This window comes from Actinomadura gamaensis (assembly GCF_042652125.1).
GTDB lineage: Bacteria > Actinomycetota > Actinomycetes > Streptosporangiales > Streptosporangiaceae > Spirillospora > Spirillospora gamaensis.
On record NZ_JBHSIT010000005.1, the window covers coordinates 423281 to 437232 of the forward strand.

The following is a 13952-nucleotide window of genomic DNA, read 5'->3' on the forward strand; positions in this document are numbered from 1 at the left end:
GGTTCTACGCCGCCCCTCCCGCCCTGACAATGCCACCCCGCCCGCACGACCACACATGGCCGCCCCCACCGCCCAGTTACGGAAGAAAGGTGTATTCGACGAGCTTTTCCGCGCAGCTTGCGGCGCGGGGATCGGGTGGCTTTTCGGTCAGGAGAACTGATCGGGCGGATCAGACCGGGAGGCCCTTTTCGACGACGTCGTGGGCGACGTCGTGGATGCGGAGGTTGTGGCTCCGGCTGTAGTGGCGCAGGCGGGCGAACGCCTCGTCCATGGTGACGCCCGCGCGGCTGGCGATCACGCCTTTGGCCTGTTCGATGATGATGCGGGAGTTCAGCGCGCTCTGGAGTTGCCCGATGGTGGTGCGGGCCTCCTGGTGGCCGTGCGTCTCGTGGGCCAGGGCCATGATGAGCGAGGCCCAGGCGCGCTCGTCGCCGCCCGCCTCGGCGGAGGACGTCCCGAAGGCGTGGACGGCGTCGGCGACGGGGGTGACGTCCCTGGCGTGGTGGAGCGCGCCGACGACGCGTCCGGTCTCGTCGTGCAGCGCGGTGTTGACCGGAAGCCACACCTTGCGCACGTAAGTCGTCGCGGCGTTCCCGGCGAAGATGTCGCCGGAGGGGATGTCGTAGCGCTGCAGGGGCAGGTGGTCCCGGCCGCCGCTGCGGAAGACGCGCTCGAAGGAGGCGGTGAGGTCCGCGACGGCGTCGGCGGACGTCGGATCGTTCGGGTTGCGGGGGAACGCCTCGAACAGGGGCGTTCCGACCAGCTCGTCGTAGCTGCGGAACGTGGCGTGGAGATAGGCGGGGTTGACGTCGCGGATCACCAGGTCGGTGTCGACGACCAGGAGGGGCGCGTCCGTCGCGTGGAACGCTTCGGCGCGCTCGCGCTCTTTGAAGACCGAACTGATCGGGGCACCTCCGAATGTCGTCGCCCGGCGAGATGGCTTGACGTCCGCCATCAGCCTAGAGGGATATGGTCGGCGAGTCAGTGGCAGTGCGAAATCGCCGAGAACTCGCAGTTCGCACCTCACCGGACACCGGAGCACCACGCGACATAACCGGGGTAATGGACGCCCCTATTGGAGCGGGCGGGCGTTCGGCGGGTGGACGATTCTCTATTCCCCCTGAATGCCGGGACGGAGGAGCGGAAAACCGTCGGGCCTGCGGTCCGGCCCGTCAGGGGGTCGGCTGGGGGAGCGCGGTGCTGAGGCGCCGGCGGCGCAGCGCGCGGTTGACGTCCTCGACGGTGACCATGCCGACGAGGCGGCCGTCGCTGACGACCAGGGCCAGCAGGCCGCCGGCGAGGGGACGGCGCTCCAGCAGGGCGCGGGCCGGGACGGCGGCGGAGACCTGGTACTCCGAGGGGACCGGCGTGGCGACCGCGTCCAGGCGCGAGGACGCGCGGCGGAGCGCGAGGAGCCGGTCGAGCAGCGCCAGGTCGACCGCGCCGACCGGACGGGCGTCCGCGTCCACCACGGGGAAGACGGTCTGGTGCGAGGTGCTCAGCACGTCGCGGGCGAAGTCGGCCACCGTCGTCCAGGCGGCGGCCGTCTCGGGGCCCGCCGTCATCACGTCGCCGGCCCGGACGCCCTGGAGCAGCGCGCCGAACTCGCGGGCCATCGACTCCGTCCGGGACGCCTGCGTCAGGAACCAGCCGAGCAGCAGCAGCCAGATCCCGGCGGCGCTCCCGAGCAGCACCTCGGCCAGGCCCGCGCCCATCACCACCGTGCCGATGACGCGGCCCGTGGTGGTGGCGGCGCGATCCGCGCGGGCGCGGTCGCCGTGGCGCCGCCACAGCAGGGCGCGCAGCACCCGGCCGCCGTCCAGCGGCGCGCCCGGCAGCAGGTTGAAGGCGGCGAGGAACACGTTCATCCACGCGAGCCAGCTCAGGTCGTAGGAGAGCAGCCGGGGCGCGTCCGCGGCGGACGCGGCGACCGCGCCGGTGACCAGGCCGAGCAGCAGGCTGGTCGCGGGACCCGCGACGGCGATCCGCAGGTCGTCCCGCGGGGTGGGCGCCTCGCCGCCGAGCTCGGAGACGCCGCCCAGCATCCACAGCGTGACGGCCTTGACGCGCAGGCCGGCGCGCCGCGCGAGGACGCAGTGGGCCAGCTCGTGCGCCAGCAGGCACGCGAAGAACGCCACGGCGACGGGCAGGGCGGCCAGCAGGTAGACCCCGGCCGTGAGCCCCGGGCGGGCCGCGGGCAGCACGCCGTAGGCCAGCTCCACCGTGACCAGCGCCAGGATCACCAGCACCGACCAGTGTAGACCCACCGGAACGCCGGCGATCCTCCCCAAGCGGATGCTCTGCCTCATCGCGAACCACGCCTCATCGGAACCGCCTCGCTCCCGACCATGTCGCTTCGACCGTCGCGCGGTGGCCGCCGCCGGGCCAGAGGCCGACGTCCCGTCGTCAAAGGGACCAACGGCGCACGCCGCGGCGCGGCCGTCAGCGGCGCGGCCGTCAGCGGCGCGCGGCCTCGGCCGGGGACGCGGGGCTCGGACGGGCCGGTGGCCGCCCGTCGGCCAGCGGCGTCGACCACGAGCCGCCCGCCTCCACGATGACGGAGCGGCCCTGGAAGACCACCTCGACGGGCGAGGCGGCGCCCGGACGGAGCGCGACGCGCAGCCGGTCGCGGCGCACCGTCAGGTCGGCGCCCCAGTGCCCGCGGTAGCGCAGGCCGAGGCGCAGCTCGGTGATGCCGGACGGCAGCCGCGGTTCCAGCCGGAGCGTGCCGCCGTGGGTGGAGACGCCCGCGTAGCACCGCTGGACGAGGTCGACGCTTCCGGCCATCGCCCCGAGGTGGACGCCCTCGGCGGTGGTGCCGCGCTGGACGTCGTCGAGGTCGCCGCGCAGCGTCTCCAGGAACGCGCCCCACGCCGCCTCGCCGTCCGTCCGGGCCAGGAGCCAGGCGTGCACGAGCGAGCTGAGCGTGGAGCCGTTGCAGGTGCGCGGGAGGTAGTAGGCGATCGTGCGCGGGAGCAGGTCCGGGTCGCCGGACAGGCCGAGCCGCGCCAGCACGTCCCGCAGCTCCGACGGGGACAGCAGGTAGGCCAGCATGAGGACGTCCGCCTGCTTGGACGCCTTGTAGCGGTTGACGGTGTCCCCCTCGGCCTCCAGGATCCGGTCCAGCCGCCGGATGTCGCCGTAGCGCTCGCGGTAGCCGGCCCAGTCGAGCTCCGCGAGGTCGCCGTAGCCCTCGAACTGGCTGATCACCCCGTCGTGGAGGGGGACCCGCAGCCTGCGGCTGACGTCCTCCATGCGGCTCAGCTCCTCGCCGTCCAGCCCGAGCCGGTCGCGCAGCTCCTCGGCGCGCGTGCGGGGGAGGACGGCGAGCGTCTCCAGGGCCCGGCACAGCACCCAGGCCGTGAGGACGTTGGTGTAGGCGTTGTCGTCCAGTCCCGGTCCGGCGCGGCCGAGGTAGCCGTCGTGGTACTCGTCCGGGCCCATGACGCCGCGGATGCGGTACCGGTCGGTGGCGCGGTCGTAGCGGGCGAGGCCGGTGAAGAACCGGGCGACCTCCAGGATCAGCTCCGCGCCGTACTCGGCGAGGAAGTCCTCGTCGCCGCCGGCCTCGTAGAACCGCCAGACGTTGTACGCGACGGCCAGCCCCACGTGCCGCTGGAGGTGGGTGCGGTCCTCCGTCCAGTGGCCCGAGCGCGGGTTCAGGTGCAGCCGCTGGGCGTCCTCCCGCCCGTCGGCGCCGCTCTGCCAGGGGAACATCGCGCCCCGGTGCCCGGCGGCGCGCGCGGCCCAGCGCGCCTCGGGCAGCCGCCGCCACCGGTACATCAGCAGCGCCCGCGCGATCTCGGGGAACCGCAGGCTCAGGAACGGCAGGACGAACAGCTCGTCCCAGAACACGTGCCCCCGGTAGGCCTCGCCGTGCAGGCCGCGTGCCGGGACGCCGGCGTCGAGGTCCACCGTGTGCTCGGACACCGTCTGGAGCAGGTGGAACATGTGCAGGTTCAGCACGCGCTGGACGTCCTCGCGGTCCACGCTGAGCTGGCAGCGCCGCCACAGCCGGTTCCAGACCAGGACGTGCCGCTCCAGCAGCCCGTCGAACCCGGCGGTCCGGCGCAGCCGGGACCGCGCCGCGGCCAGGGGCTCCTCGACGGCGCGGTCCCGCGAGGTGAACAGCGTGACCACCTTCTCGACCGTCACCGGCACGCCCTCCTCGGCGTCCAGCAGCAGGTCGTGGGCGATCCACGCCGGTTCGCTGCGGGTCGTCCGCCGTGCCGGGCTTCCGTCGCGTACGCGTGTCCGCGCGGCCAGGGCGATCCCGATGCGGGACGAGACGGTCGAGCACGACAGCCAGACGACGTCCGCTTGACCCGCGCCGCCCTCGCCCTCCGCGCTGCCTTCGCCGCCTGCGCCCCCTTCGCACGCTTCGCCGTCCGCGCCGGCTTGGCCGTCCGCGCCGGCTTGTCCGGCCGCGCTGACGCCGCTGGCCGCGCTGACTCCGCTGGCCGCGCTGAGGCCGCTGGCCGCGCTGACGGCGCCGTTCGCGTGGTCCTCGCCGACCGCGCCGGGGACGAGGTGGCCGCCGGCCAGGTCGCGGTACCGCGCGACGCCGGTGTTGGCGACCGTGCCGTCCAGCGCCGAGCGCACCAGCAGCGGGCCGGACCAGTTCTCCGCCGTGAACGTCGTCTCCAGCGCGGCGACGTGCGGATCGTCCATCGAGACGAGCCGCCGCTGCGTCATCGCCAGGACGCGTCCGCCGGGGTCGGCGAAGCGGGCCATGCGGGTCAGCACGCCCCGGTGCAGGTCGAGTTCGCGGCGGCAGGACACGAGCGCCCCGGCGTCCAGCCACGGCCCGTCGCCGATCCGGAACCGCAGCGGAAGCCAGTTGGGCGCGTTGACCAGGTCCTCGTTGTCGACGTCGCGCCCCGCGACGTGCGAGGTCAGCCGGTCGTAGCACCCGGCGACGTACGTCCCCGGATAGTGCACGCCGTCGGCGGACGACTCCGGGTCGGCGCCGCGCGTGGCGAAGTAGCCGTTCCCGAGCGTGCAGAGCGCTTCCCGGGTCCCCTCGGTCGCGGGATCGTGACCGTCGTAGACCAGAGTCCAGCGGCTCATGGCGCCGTGCCCCCCTCCGCGAGGACGAGCGGGGCCGGTGCGGTGGGCGACTCCACGGTCATGACGCGCCTCCGACGCGAGCCTGCTCCGACCCGGCCCATCGTCGCCGCGCGACCGGGTCCCGGCATCGGGTCGAAAGGCCCCGTCCGCCGGGACCTTGGCCACGGAGGGGCCTTGGTCCGGGCCGAAGGGGACGTTCGCCACCTTCTCCGCGGCGGGCGGGGCTCCGATGATGGCCGGACAGCTCAGGTGAGGGGAAAGCCGTGACGAACGCGAGCGATCCACGCGCCCCGCTGCTGGTCGCCGAGGGCGTCCGCAAGGTGTACCGCAGCGGGGAGGTGAGCGTCCTGGCGCTCGACGACCTGGACCTGACGGTGCGGGCGGGCGAGCTGGTGGCGGTGATGGGGCCGTCCGGGTCCGGCAAGACCACGCTGCTCAACTGCCTGTCGGGGCTGGACGACATCGACGGCGGCCGGGTGCTGGTCGGCGGCCGCGACCTGTTCGCCATGAGCGACCACGAGCGCACCGAGCACCGGGCGCGGACGATGGGGTTCGTCTTCCAGTCCTACAACCTGATCCCGGTGTTCAGCGCGGTGGAGAACGTGGAGCTGCCGCTGCTGCTCGTCGGGACGGACCCGGCGGAGGCGCGCGAGCGGGCGCTGGAGATGCTCGGCCGCGTCGGGCTCGGCGAGCGCGCGGCGCACCGTCCCAACCAGATGTCGGGCGGCGAGCAGCAGCGGGTCACGGTCGCGCGGGCGCTGGTCGCGCGGCCCGCGATCGTGTGGGCCGACGAGCCCACCGGCAACCTCGACACCGCGATGGCCGTCCAGATCATGGACCTCCTGCGGGAGCTCAACCGCACGGACGGGCAGACGATCGTGCTGGTCACCCACGACCCGGCGATCGGCGCCTCGGCCGGCCGGCTGATCCGCATGCGGGACGGCCGGCTCGTCGAGGACGCCCCGACCGGCGTGCCCGCGCCGGGCGGCGGCGGGGGCGGCGCGCCGGCGGCGCGTCCGGCCGGTTAGGCGGGCGCCGTGTATCCCGAGCTGACCTTCCCGCTGGTCGTCGCCCTCGTGCTCGCCGTCGCGTTCGTCCTGTACCTGGTGGTGTTCCGGCCGGTGCTGCGGCGGCTGGCGGTGCGGCAGGTCACCCGCAGGCCCGCCGAGCTGGTGCTGGTCGTGGTCGGCTCGCTGCTGGGGACGGCGCTGATCGTGGCGAGCCTGACCGTCGGGGACTCGCTGAACCGCTCGGTGCGGCAGGCGGCCTACGACACGCTCGGCCCGGTGGACGAGTACGTCCGCTCGCCCACGGCGTCCCTCGGCGACGAGGCCGCGTTCCGGCTGTCGGCGCTGCGCCAGGACCCGGACGTGGACGGCGTGCTCACCATGGACGGCGGGTACGCCGCCGCCACGTTCGACGGCCGCGGCGCGCCGAGGGCCGAGCCGCGGGTGCTGGCCTGGGACGTCGACTTCGCCTCCGCCGCGCGGTTCGGGGCCCCGCACCCGTCCGGGCTGGCGGTGCCGGATCCGGGCCCCGGGCACGTGGTGGTGAACGAGCACCTCGCTCGGTCGCTCGGCGTCCGGCCCGGTGACCGCGTGACCTTCCACGCGTACGGCGGCCGGGTGACCGCGACCGTCGCGAGGGTCGTCCCGGCGCGCGGGCTGGCCGGGATCGGGCTCGGCATGCTCGTCAACCCCGACGCGTTCTTCCCGTCCGGCACGCTGCGGGCGATGGCCGCCTCGGCCCGGCAGGACGTCACGTCCACGACCTACGTCTCCAACCGGGGCGGCGTCGAGCAGGGCGCCGGACGCACCGACCAGGTCGCGGGGCGGATGCGGGCGCTGCTCGGGTCGCTGACCGCCGCGCACGGCGGCGGCGTGGACACGCCCAAGCGCGACGTGCTGGACCAGGCCCGCAAGACCGGCGACTCGCTGGGCTCGCTGTTCCTGTTCATCGCCAGTTTCGGCATCATCGCCGGGCTGCTGCTGATCGTGAACATCTTCGTCATGCTCATCCAGGAGCGCCGGGGCCAGCTCGGGGTGCTCCGCGCGATCGGCATGCGCCGCCGCCGCGTCTCGCACGAGCTGGTCGTCGAGGGCGCGCTCTACACCGCGGGGGCCACGCTGGCCGGCGGCCTGGTGGGCGTCGGCGTCGGACGGGTGGTCGTGATCCTCGCGATGCGGATCTTCAACGGCGCGAACACGGCGGGCAACCGGTTCTCGGTGGTGTTCGCCGTGACACCCGTCAGCGTCGTCAACGGCATGGCCGCCGGGTTCCTGATGGCGCTGGCGGCGGTGGCGGTGACCAGCGTCCGGATCGCCCGGACCAACATCATCGCCGCCATCCGCGACCTCGACGCCCCGCCGCGGCGCGGCGCGCGCCGCCGGCTGGTCGTGGTGTCGGCGGTCGCGACCGTCCTGCTCGCCGCCGCGAGCGTGCCCGTGCTCGCGCGCGGTGTCGGCATGAACGTCTACCTGCTGCCGGCGCTGACCGTCCTTGCCGCCGTGCCGCTGCTGCGCCGGTTCTGGTCGTCCCGGACGGTCCACACCGGCGTCGGCCTGGCCCTGACGGCGTGGGGGCTGGGCGCGCACCTGGTCCGTCCCCGCCTGTTCGACAGCGCCTCCACCGGGGCGTTCATCGTCATGGGCGCCATGCTGACCTTCGCGGCCGTGCTGCTGGTCACCCAGCAGCAGGACCTGCTGCTGCGCCCGCTCCGGCCGCTGCTGCGGCGTCCCACCGGCAACGGCCTGGCGACCCGCCTGGCGATCGCCTACCCGTCCGCCAAGCGCTTCCAGACGGGCGCGACGCTGGCGATGTACTGCATCGTCGTGTTCGTCATCGTGCTGCTGACGCAGATCCAGGCGATCATCAGCGCGGGCGTGTCGCACGAGGTGGTCAAGGCCACCGCGGGCTGGCAGCTGCGCGCCGACTACAACCCCGACGCGGCCTGGGCCGATCCGGCGCGCGACCTGGCGGGCGGTCCGGTGGCCGAGGCCGCCGTCCTGACCACCACCTCCGCCACGGCGGACGACCCGCTGCGGCGCACCACCAAGGACCTGCCCGTCCGCGCCATCGGGATCCCGCCCGAGCTGGGCGCGCGCCCTCCGGCGCTCACCCGCCGGCTGGCCGGCCTGCCCGACGACGCCGCGGCCTGGCGGCTCGTCCTGCGCGACCCGTCCTACGTGCTGATCGACGCGAACTACGGCGCCGTCGGCGGACCGCAGGGCAAGCCGCCCGGTGCGGGCTCGAAGCTGTCGGTCGCCGACCCGCTCACCGGACGCCGCACCGCGCTGACCGTCGCCGGAGTGCTGGCCGACGGCATCGCCTTCTACTACGTCGGCGGCGAGGCGCGGTTCCCGGTGCTTATGAGCCGGCCCGCCGCCACGCGTCTGTTCGGCGTCCAGGCGCGGCCCTCCAGCGTGATGCTGCGGCTGGCGCCCGGCGCCGACAGCGCCGCCGTGCGCGCCGGCCTCCAGGCCCGGCACCTGACACGCGGCCTCGTCGTCTCCGACCTGCAGCAGACCGTCCGCGACAACTGGACGGCGAGCCGGCAGTTCTTCACGCTCATGCGCGGCTACCTCGCGCTCGGCCTGCTGGTCGGCGTCGTCGGCCTCGGCGTGGTGATGATCCGCGCCGTCCGGGAGCGCCGCCGCACCGTCGCGGTGCTGCGCGCCCTGGGCGTCCAGTCCCGCGTCGTCCGGCGCGCGTTCTACGCGGAGAGCACGTTCGTGGCGCTGGAGGGCGTGGTCATCGGCACGGTCCTGGGCGTGCTGACGACCTGGCTCCTGTACCTCAACAGCCCGACGTTCGGCAGCCTGGACGCCCCCTACCCGATCGCGTGGACGCAGGTGCTCCTCACCGTCGGCGCGACGCTGGTCGCGTCGCTGCTGGCCACCGTCGGCCCCGCCCGACGCGCGGCCCGCATCCGCCCCGCCGTCGCCCTCCGCATCGCGGATTGACGGCCACCCCGGAAATCCGGGGCGGGAATGCGGGCGCGGGCGGTGGATTTCGGACACCGGAGGCCGTGCCGACCTGTTTTCCGAGCGTTTGCAGACGTCCATTCCGGGCGGCGGGGTTGACCGGCGGCCGGGGCGACATAGACTCGGTGAATTCCTCTGGTGGTGAGCCCCGCGCCCCGGCCCCCGGCGTGTCGCGCACAGGCGTGGGAGAGGCCGGTCATGGGCGATGAGCGTGGCGTTCCGTACGACGCGACCACCGAGCCGGAGGCCGCGTGGCGCTCCCTGGGAGGAGAGTTCGGGCCGTCCGGCACCGCGGTCGCGATGGGGCAGGCGGTCATCTGCCGCCTGTACGCGGTCGGCCTCGACCTGGCGGCCCTGCGGACGCCGACCGACGGCACGGCGGACGCCGCCCACCTCGAACACGCCCTCGCCGAACTCGACGACTCGATCGCCGAGATCCGGCGCCTCCTGTACCGGACCCGCTGGGACGAGGCCGCCCGATCCCGCCGGAATTGACTTCCCGGGCGCGTCGAACCGCGCGCCGAACCGGCGAATTCCGCGCGAGAGTTCGGCAACGCGTCGGCGAACGTCTCAGTTCAATGGTCAAATACCGGCGAATTCACCGTGCGATTCCCGCGGCTCATCGTGCGGTTCGCGGCTCATCGTGCGGTTCGTGGCTCGGCGTGCGGGTTCGCGGCTCGGCGTGCCGGCGCCCGGGCGCCGGCTGCTCGCCGCCGACCGGAGGGCCGGCGGCGCTCCGTGACGCCCGGGCCGCGGGCGCGGAGGTCATGACCGGGTGCGCGCGTTGATCGCCAGCTCGTGGGCGCGCCGAGCGGCGCGGGCCATCGCCTCGTCGCCGGGCTCGTCCAGCGGTGTGCCCTCCAGCCCGGCGGCCATCACTCCGACGGCCTCGCTCAGCAGGGCGAGCCGCATTTCGAGGGCCCGGATCCGATCCTCCAGCGCCGGGACGGACAGCGGTTGCTGACCGATGCCGAACTGTCTGCTCATGACGCCCTCCCGGAGACTCGTCCTGCCCTCAGTACAGCCCGCGTCGGCGTCCGGGCGCAGAGGCGCAGTCCTCTGTCACGGAGGGCTTTGGTCCTCGGCGAGGACGGCCGCAAGGGCGGGCTCAGCGGCGCGGGCGGACGACGGCGACCGGGCAGCGGGCCTGCTGGATCAGGCCGTGGCTCACCGAGCCGAGATGCGGGCCGGTGCGGGTCCGGCGGCCGACCACCACGAGGTCGGCCTCGGCGGACCGGGTGAGGAGCGCCTCGACCGGATGGCCGCGGAAGACGTCCTCGACGACCTTCACCTCGGGACGGCGGTTCCGCCACGGTTCCAGCGCGGCGGTCACGTGGTCGCGGAAGGCCGCCTGCGCGCCGTCCAGGTCGGCGCCCGCCTCCAGGTCCGGACGCGTCGGCCACCACGCGTGGACGACCCGGAGCCGGGCCCGGCGCGCCGCGGCGGCCTCGAACGCGTACGCCAGCACCGACATCGGGGACTCGCGGAGCCCGAGGCCCGCGACGATCTCGTCCGCCCCCGGGTCGGCGGCGCCGCGGACGACCACGACCGGCCCGCGCAGGTCCCCGGCCAGGTGCAGGCTGGTGGAGCCGAGCACGAGCCCGGCGAACCCGCCCAGCCCGCGATGCCCGAGGACGACCTCGTAGGTGCCGTCCGCCAGCGAGCGGATCCCGTGATGGGCGCTGCTCTCGCGGACCAGCCGGACGTCCACGGCGAGCTCCGGGTGGCGCTCGCGGGCCAGGTCGCGGGCGCGCGCCAGCAGGGCGCGCCCCCGCTCGGCGGCGACGTCGTCCCGCCCGGGCGGCCCGGCGGACGGCCAGTCGTGCAGCCAGGGTTCGACCACGTGGGCGACGAGCAGCGGCCGCCGGTGCCGGGCCGCGTCGTCGGCGGCCCAGCGGACCGCGCGGTCGGCCGCGGGCGAACCGTCCGTGCCGACGAGGACGGGCTCGACCGAGCCGGGCTCGACCGGCGCGTGCTCGACCGGCGCAGGCTCGACCGACGCGCGCCGAACCGGCCCGCGCTCGACCGGTCCGGGCTCGACCGACGCGCGCCGAACCGGCCCGTGCTCGACCGGTCCGGGCTCGACCGACGCGCGCCGAACCGGTCCGGGCTCGGCCGGTCCGGGCTCGGCCGGCGCTTGCTCGACCGGCGCGTGCTCGTCCGGGCCGTGCTGAACCGGCCCGTGCTCAACTGATCCGGCCATGTCCTGACTCCTCAGCCGCTCGACGCCCGCCGGCGCCGGGAGCCCGGCTCCGGGGCCGGGCTCCCGCGAGGCGGGGACCACGTGCGCCATCCAGCGCAGCACGAGCCCACCGGCCGGGGAAGGGACGCAGTGCCCGCCGAAAAGGACGTTGGTCCTCCCGGCGCCCGGCGCCCGGCGTCCGCGCCCGGCACCCGGCGCCCGTCGCCCGGATCACCGGCCGAGGGGCGAGAGCAGGCTCCGGCGCCACAGCGCCCGCCTGATCGGGACCAGCGCGGTGCCGACGGTCGGACCGGTGCCCGAAGCGGCGAAGGACTCGCCCCTCACCCAGCCGGACACGCCGACGGTGACGCTCTCCACCCGCGAGCCGGACGGTTCGCCGTCCGGGCCCGCGCGCCCGCCGCGCCGCGGGCCGGCGGCCCGGTAGCCGGGCGTCCCGGCGGTGAACCGCGACAGGTCCGCCTCGGACCGCGTCACGACCGAGACGACCGCCGTCAGGTGCCCGGCGGGATCGATCTCGGAGAGGGTGGTCTTCAGCGAGAGCTCGACGTCCCGCATCATCGCGGCCGGCGCCCGGCCGGTCGTGACGGCGCTCACCCAGGTCATGACCCTCACCTCCTGGTGAGTGGTTTCCTCCCCTCCATGCTGGGACGGGGCGGGCGGCCGCGGCACCGCCGAAAGCCCCGCGTTCCGCCCCGTCCGCGAAAGGGCCACCGGCCTGCGCATCCGGGCCGAAGGTCCCTGCCGGAGCGCTGCCGTCCGGCCGATGCTGGGAGGCGGACCCGCCGTCGCGCGAGGTGCCCTCGGGAGGACGCACTCCGCGACACGGCGGCGGGTCACGCCGACCCGCCGGATCACCCGCCGCCCTCGGCCACCGGGGCGCCGAGGGAGCGTGCAGGCAGCGGGCCGGCCCCGCCGGCGTCGTGCGGAGCGGCGACCGGATCGTCCCGTGGCGAGGCGCTGGCGCCGTCGCGGAACGGATCTCGCGAGGGACGCGGGCTCGACCAGGAGGGAGGCCGGTGATGGTGTACACCGACCGGACGGAGGCGGGAGCGCGGCTGGCGGCGGTGCTGGCGTGCTGGGCGGGCCCGGACACGGTGGTGCTCGGGCTGCCGCGCGGCGGCGTCCCGGTCGCCGCCGAGGTGGCCCGCGGGCTGCGGGCGCCGCTGGACGTGCTGGTGGTGCGCAAGCTGGGCGTGCCGTTCCAGCCGGAGCTGGCCATGGGCGCGGTCGGCGAGGACGGCGTGCGGGTGCTGAACGAGGACGTCATCCGCCGGGGCCGCGTCGGGGACGCGGACGTGGCGGCGGTCGAGCGGCGCGAGCGCGCGGAGCTGGAGGAGCGGCTCGGGCGGCTGCGGTCCGGCCGCGCGCCGGTGCCGCTGGACGGCCGGACCGCGATCGTGGTGGACGACGGCATCGCCACCGGCGCGACGGCCCGCGCCGCCTGCCGGGTGGCCCGGGCCCGGGGCGCGCGCAAGGTCGTCCTCGCCGTCCCGGTGGGCGCGCCCGGCGCGGTGGAGGCGCTGCGCGCCGATCCCGGCGTCGACGCCGTGGTCTGCCCGCTGTCCCCGGGCTACTTCGAGGCGATCGGCGGCTACTACCTCGACTTCTCGCCCGTCCCGGACACCGAGGTGAGCGATCTCCTGACCCGCGCGCCCGCCACCCGCCCGCCCGGTTCCGGCCCGCCGGAGGCCGCGGCGGACGATCCGCCGCTCGTGGACGGGGACGTCCGGGTGGACGGCGGCCGGACGGAGCTGGCCGGGCGGCTGACCGTCCCCGAGAACGCCACCGGCGTCGTGCTGTTCGTCCACGGCAGCGGCAGCGGCCGCCACAGCCCGCGCAACCGGTACGTCGCGCGGCTCCTGAACGAGGCCGGTCTCGCCACGCTCCTGTTCGACCTGCTCACCGCCGAGGAGGAGCGCGACCGCACCTACGTGTTCGACATCCGGACGCTCGCGAACCGGCTGACCGCCGCGACGTCCTGGTCGCGCGCGCGGCCCGAACTGGACGGCCTGCCGGTCGGCTACTTCGGCGCCAGCACCGGGGCCGCCGCCGCGCTGTGGGCGGCGGCGGAGGGGGCGGCCGAGGTCGCCGCGGTCGTGTCCCGCGGCGGACGGCCCGACCTCGCCGGGGTGCGCCTGGCGCGGGTCCGCCCGCCGACGCTGCTGATCGTCGGCGGCCGGGACGAGACCGTCCTCGAACTGAACCGCACCGCCCTGCGCCGCATGAACTGCGAGCGCGAGCTGCTCGTCGTCCCCGGCGCGGGCCACCTGTTCGAGGAGCCCGGCACGCTCCGGCGCGCCGCCGAGCACGCCCGCGACTGGTTCCTCATCCACCTGGACCGCGCGCTCCGGGACACGCTCGGCGACCAGCGGCTCCCGTCCGGAGAACCGGGCCGCTCCGCCGACTGACCCGCGAGGGACCGCGAGGGACCGCAACGGACTGCGAGGGACTGCGAGGGACCGCGAAGGAACCGCGAAGGAACCGCGAAAGAACAACGCTTCCCCTCGGGTCGGAAGGCCCCGGCGGCCGGGGGATCGGATGGACCGTTTCGGGCCGGCGACGTGCGGCCTGGCCGACTCCGGTCCGGTTCCCGTCCCTCGCCTTCCTCAGGCCAGGGGATCGCGCGGCGGCACCTCGCGTTCCGTCCGGAACGGGAATCGGAGCGGCCGTCCTGCGCGCACGCCACCGCCCGGAAC

The 13952-nt window shown here is 75.4% G+C and carries 10 protein-coding genes; 4 read left to right on the plus strand and 6 right to left on the minus strand.

Annotated features, from left to right (window positions below):
- Nucleotides 1-169: 169 nt before the first annotated feature.
- The 3 genes from ACFPCY_RS19655 to ACFPCY_RS19665 all read right to left on the minus strand — a co-directional run bounded on the left by ACFPCY_RS19655 (nt 170) and on the right by ACFPCY_RS19665 (nt 5070).
- On the minus strand, nt 170-955 hold the full coding sequence (locus ACFPCY_RS19655) for an ANTAR domain-containing protein (protein ID WP_378257142.1): 786 nt from the start codon (nt 953-955) through the stop codon (nt 170-172).
- A gap of 217 nt (nt 956-1172) precedes the next feature.
- Nucleotides 1173-2267 carry a site-2 protease family protein gene (locus tag ACFPCY_RS19660; protein ID WP_378257143.1) on the minus strand — a complete coding sequence of 365 codons (1095 nt, stop codon included), beginning with the start codon at nt 2265-2267 and terminating at the stop codon, nt 1173-1175.
- Between the two features lie 190 nt (nt 2268-2457).
- Nucleotides 2458-5070: a glycoside hydrolase family 65 protein gene (locus tag ACFPCY_RS19665; RefSeq protein ID WP_378257145.1), complete on the minus strand. Its 2613-nt coding sequence runs from the start codon at nt 5068-5070 to the stop codon at nt 2458-2460.
- 263 nt (nt 5071-5333) lie between these two features.
- Here ACFPCY_RS19665 and ACFPCY_RS19670 point away from each other — a divergent pair, with 263 nt between their 5' ends.
- From ACFPCY_RS19670 to ACFPCY_RS19680, 3 genes are all read left to right on the plus strand, one after another.
- A complete protein-coding gene (locus ACFPCY_RS19670) occupies nt 5334-6098 on the plus strand; it encodes an ABC transporter ATP-binding protein (RefSeq protein WP_378257147.1) in 765 nt (254 codons plus the stop codon).
- 9 nt (nt 6099-6107) lie between these two features.
- A complete protein-coding gene (locus ACFPCY_RS19675; RefSeq protein WP_378257149.1) occupies nt 6108-9032 on the plus strand; it encodes an ABC transporter permease in 2925 nt (974 codons plus the stop codon).
- A 219-nt stretch (nt 9033-9251) separates the two neighbouring features.
- A complete protein-coding gene (locus tag ACFPCY_RS19680) occupies nt 9252-9548 on the plus strand; it encodes a hypothetical protein (protein ID WP_378257150.1) in 297 nt (98 codons plus the stop codon).
- Nucleotides 9549-9818: 270 nt separating this feature from the next.
- Here the strand turns inward: ACFPCY_RS19680 and ACFPCY_RS19685 are convergent, their stop codons facing one another.
- The 3 genes from ACFPCY_RS19685 to ACFPCY_RS19695 form a co-directional block, all read right to left on the minus strand.
- Nucleotides 9819-10040 (minus strand): hypothetical protein, encoded by a 222-nt coding sequence (locus ACFPCY_RS19685; protein ID WP_378257152.1) that lies wholly within the window; start codon nt 10038-10040, stop codon nt 9819-9821.
- Nucleotides 10041-10161: 121 nt separating this feature from the next.
- The gene (locus ACFPCY_RS19690) at nt 10162-11256 is read right to left on the minus strand and encodes a universal stress protein (RefSeq protein ID WP_378257153.1); all 1095 of its coding nucleotides are present in this window, start codon (nt 11254-11256) and stop codon (nt 10162-10164) included.
- A gap of 210 nt (nt 11257-11466) precedes the next feature.
- Nucleotides 11467-11859, minus strand: coding sequence for a hypothetical protein (locus tag ACFPCY_RS19695; protein ID WP_378257154.1), 393 nt, complete (start codon nt 11857-11859; stop codon nt 11467-11469).
- A gap of 416 nt (nt 11860-12275) precedes the next feature.
- On the opposite strand from ACFPCY_RS19695, the gene ACFPCY_RS19700 reads away from it, so the two are divergent.
- A complete protein-coding gene (locus ACFPCY_RS19700) occupies nt 12276-13664 on the plus strand; it encodes a phosphoribosyltransferase family protein (protein WP_378257155.1) in 1389 nt (462 codons plus the stop codon).
- Nucleotides 13665-13952: the final 288 nt, after the last annotated feature.

Coding starts and splice junctions, on each gene's coding strand:
- ACFPCY_RS19655 (WP_378257142.1), bottom strand. CDS start 955: ATGGCGGACGTCAAGCCATCTCGCCGGGCGACGACATTCGGAGGTGCC.
- ACFPCY_RS19665 (WP_378257145.1), bottom strand. CDS start 5,070: ATGAGCCGCTGGACTCTGGTCTACGACGGTCACGATCCCGCGACCGAG.
- ACFPCY_RS19680 (WP_378257150.1), top strand. CDS start 9,252: ATGGGCGATGAGCGTGGCGTTCCGTACGACGCGACCACCGAGCCGGAG.
- ACFPCY_RS19685 (WP_378257152.1), bottom strand. CDS start 10,040: ATGAGCAGACAGTTCGGCATCGGTCAGCAACCGCTGTCCGTCCCGGCG.
- ACFPCY_RS19690 (WP_378257153.1), bottom strand. CDS start 11,256: ATGGCCGGATCAGTTGAGCACGGGCCGGTTCAGCACGGCCCGGACGAG.
- ACFPCY_RS19695 (WP_378257154.1), bottom strand. CDS start 11,859: ATGACCTGGGTGAGCGCCGTCACGACCGGCCGGGCGCCGGCCGCGATG.
- ACFPCY_RS19700 (WP_378257155.1), top strand. CDS start 12,276: ATGGTGTACACCGACCGGACGGAGGCGGGAGCGCGGCTGGCGGCGGTG.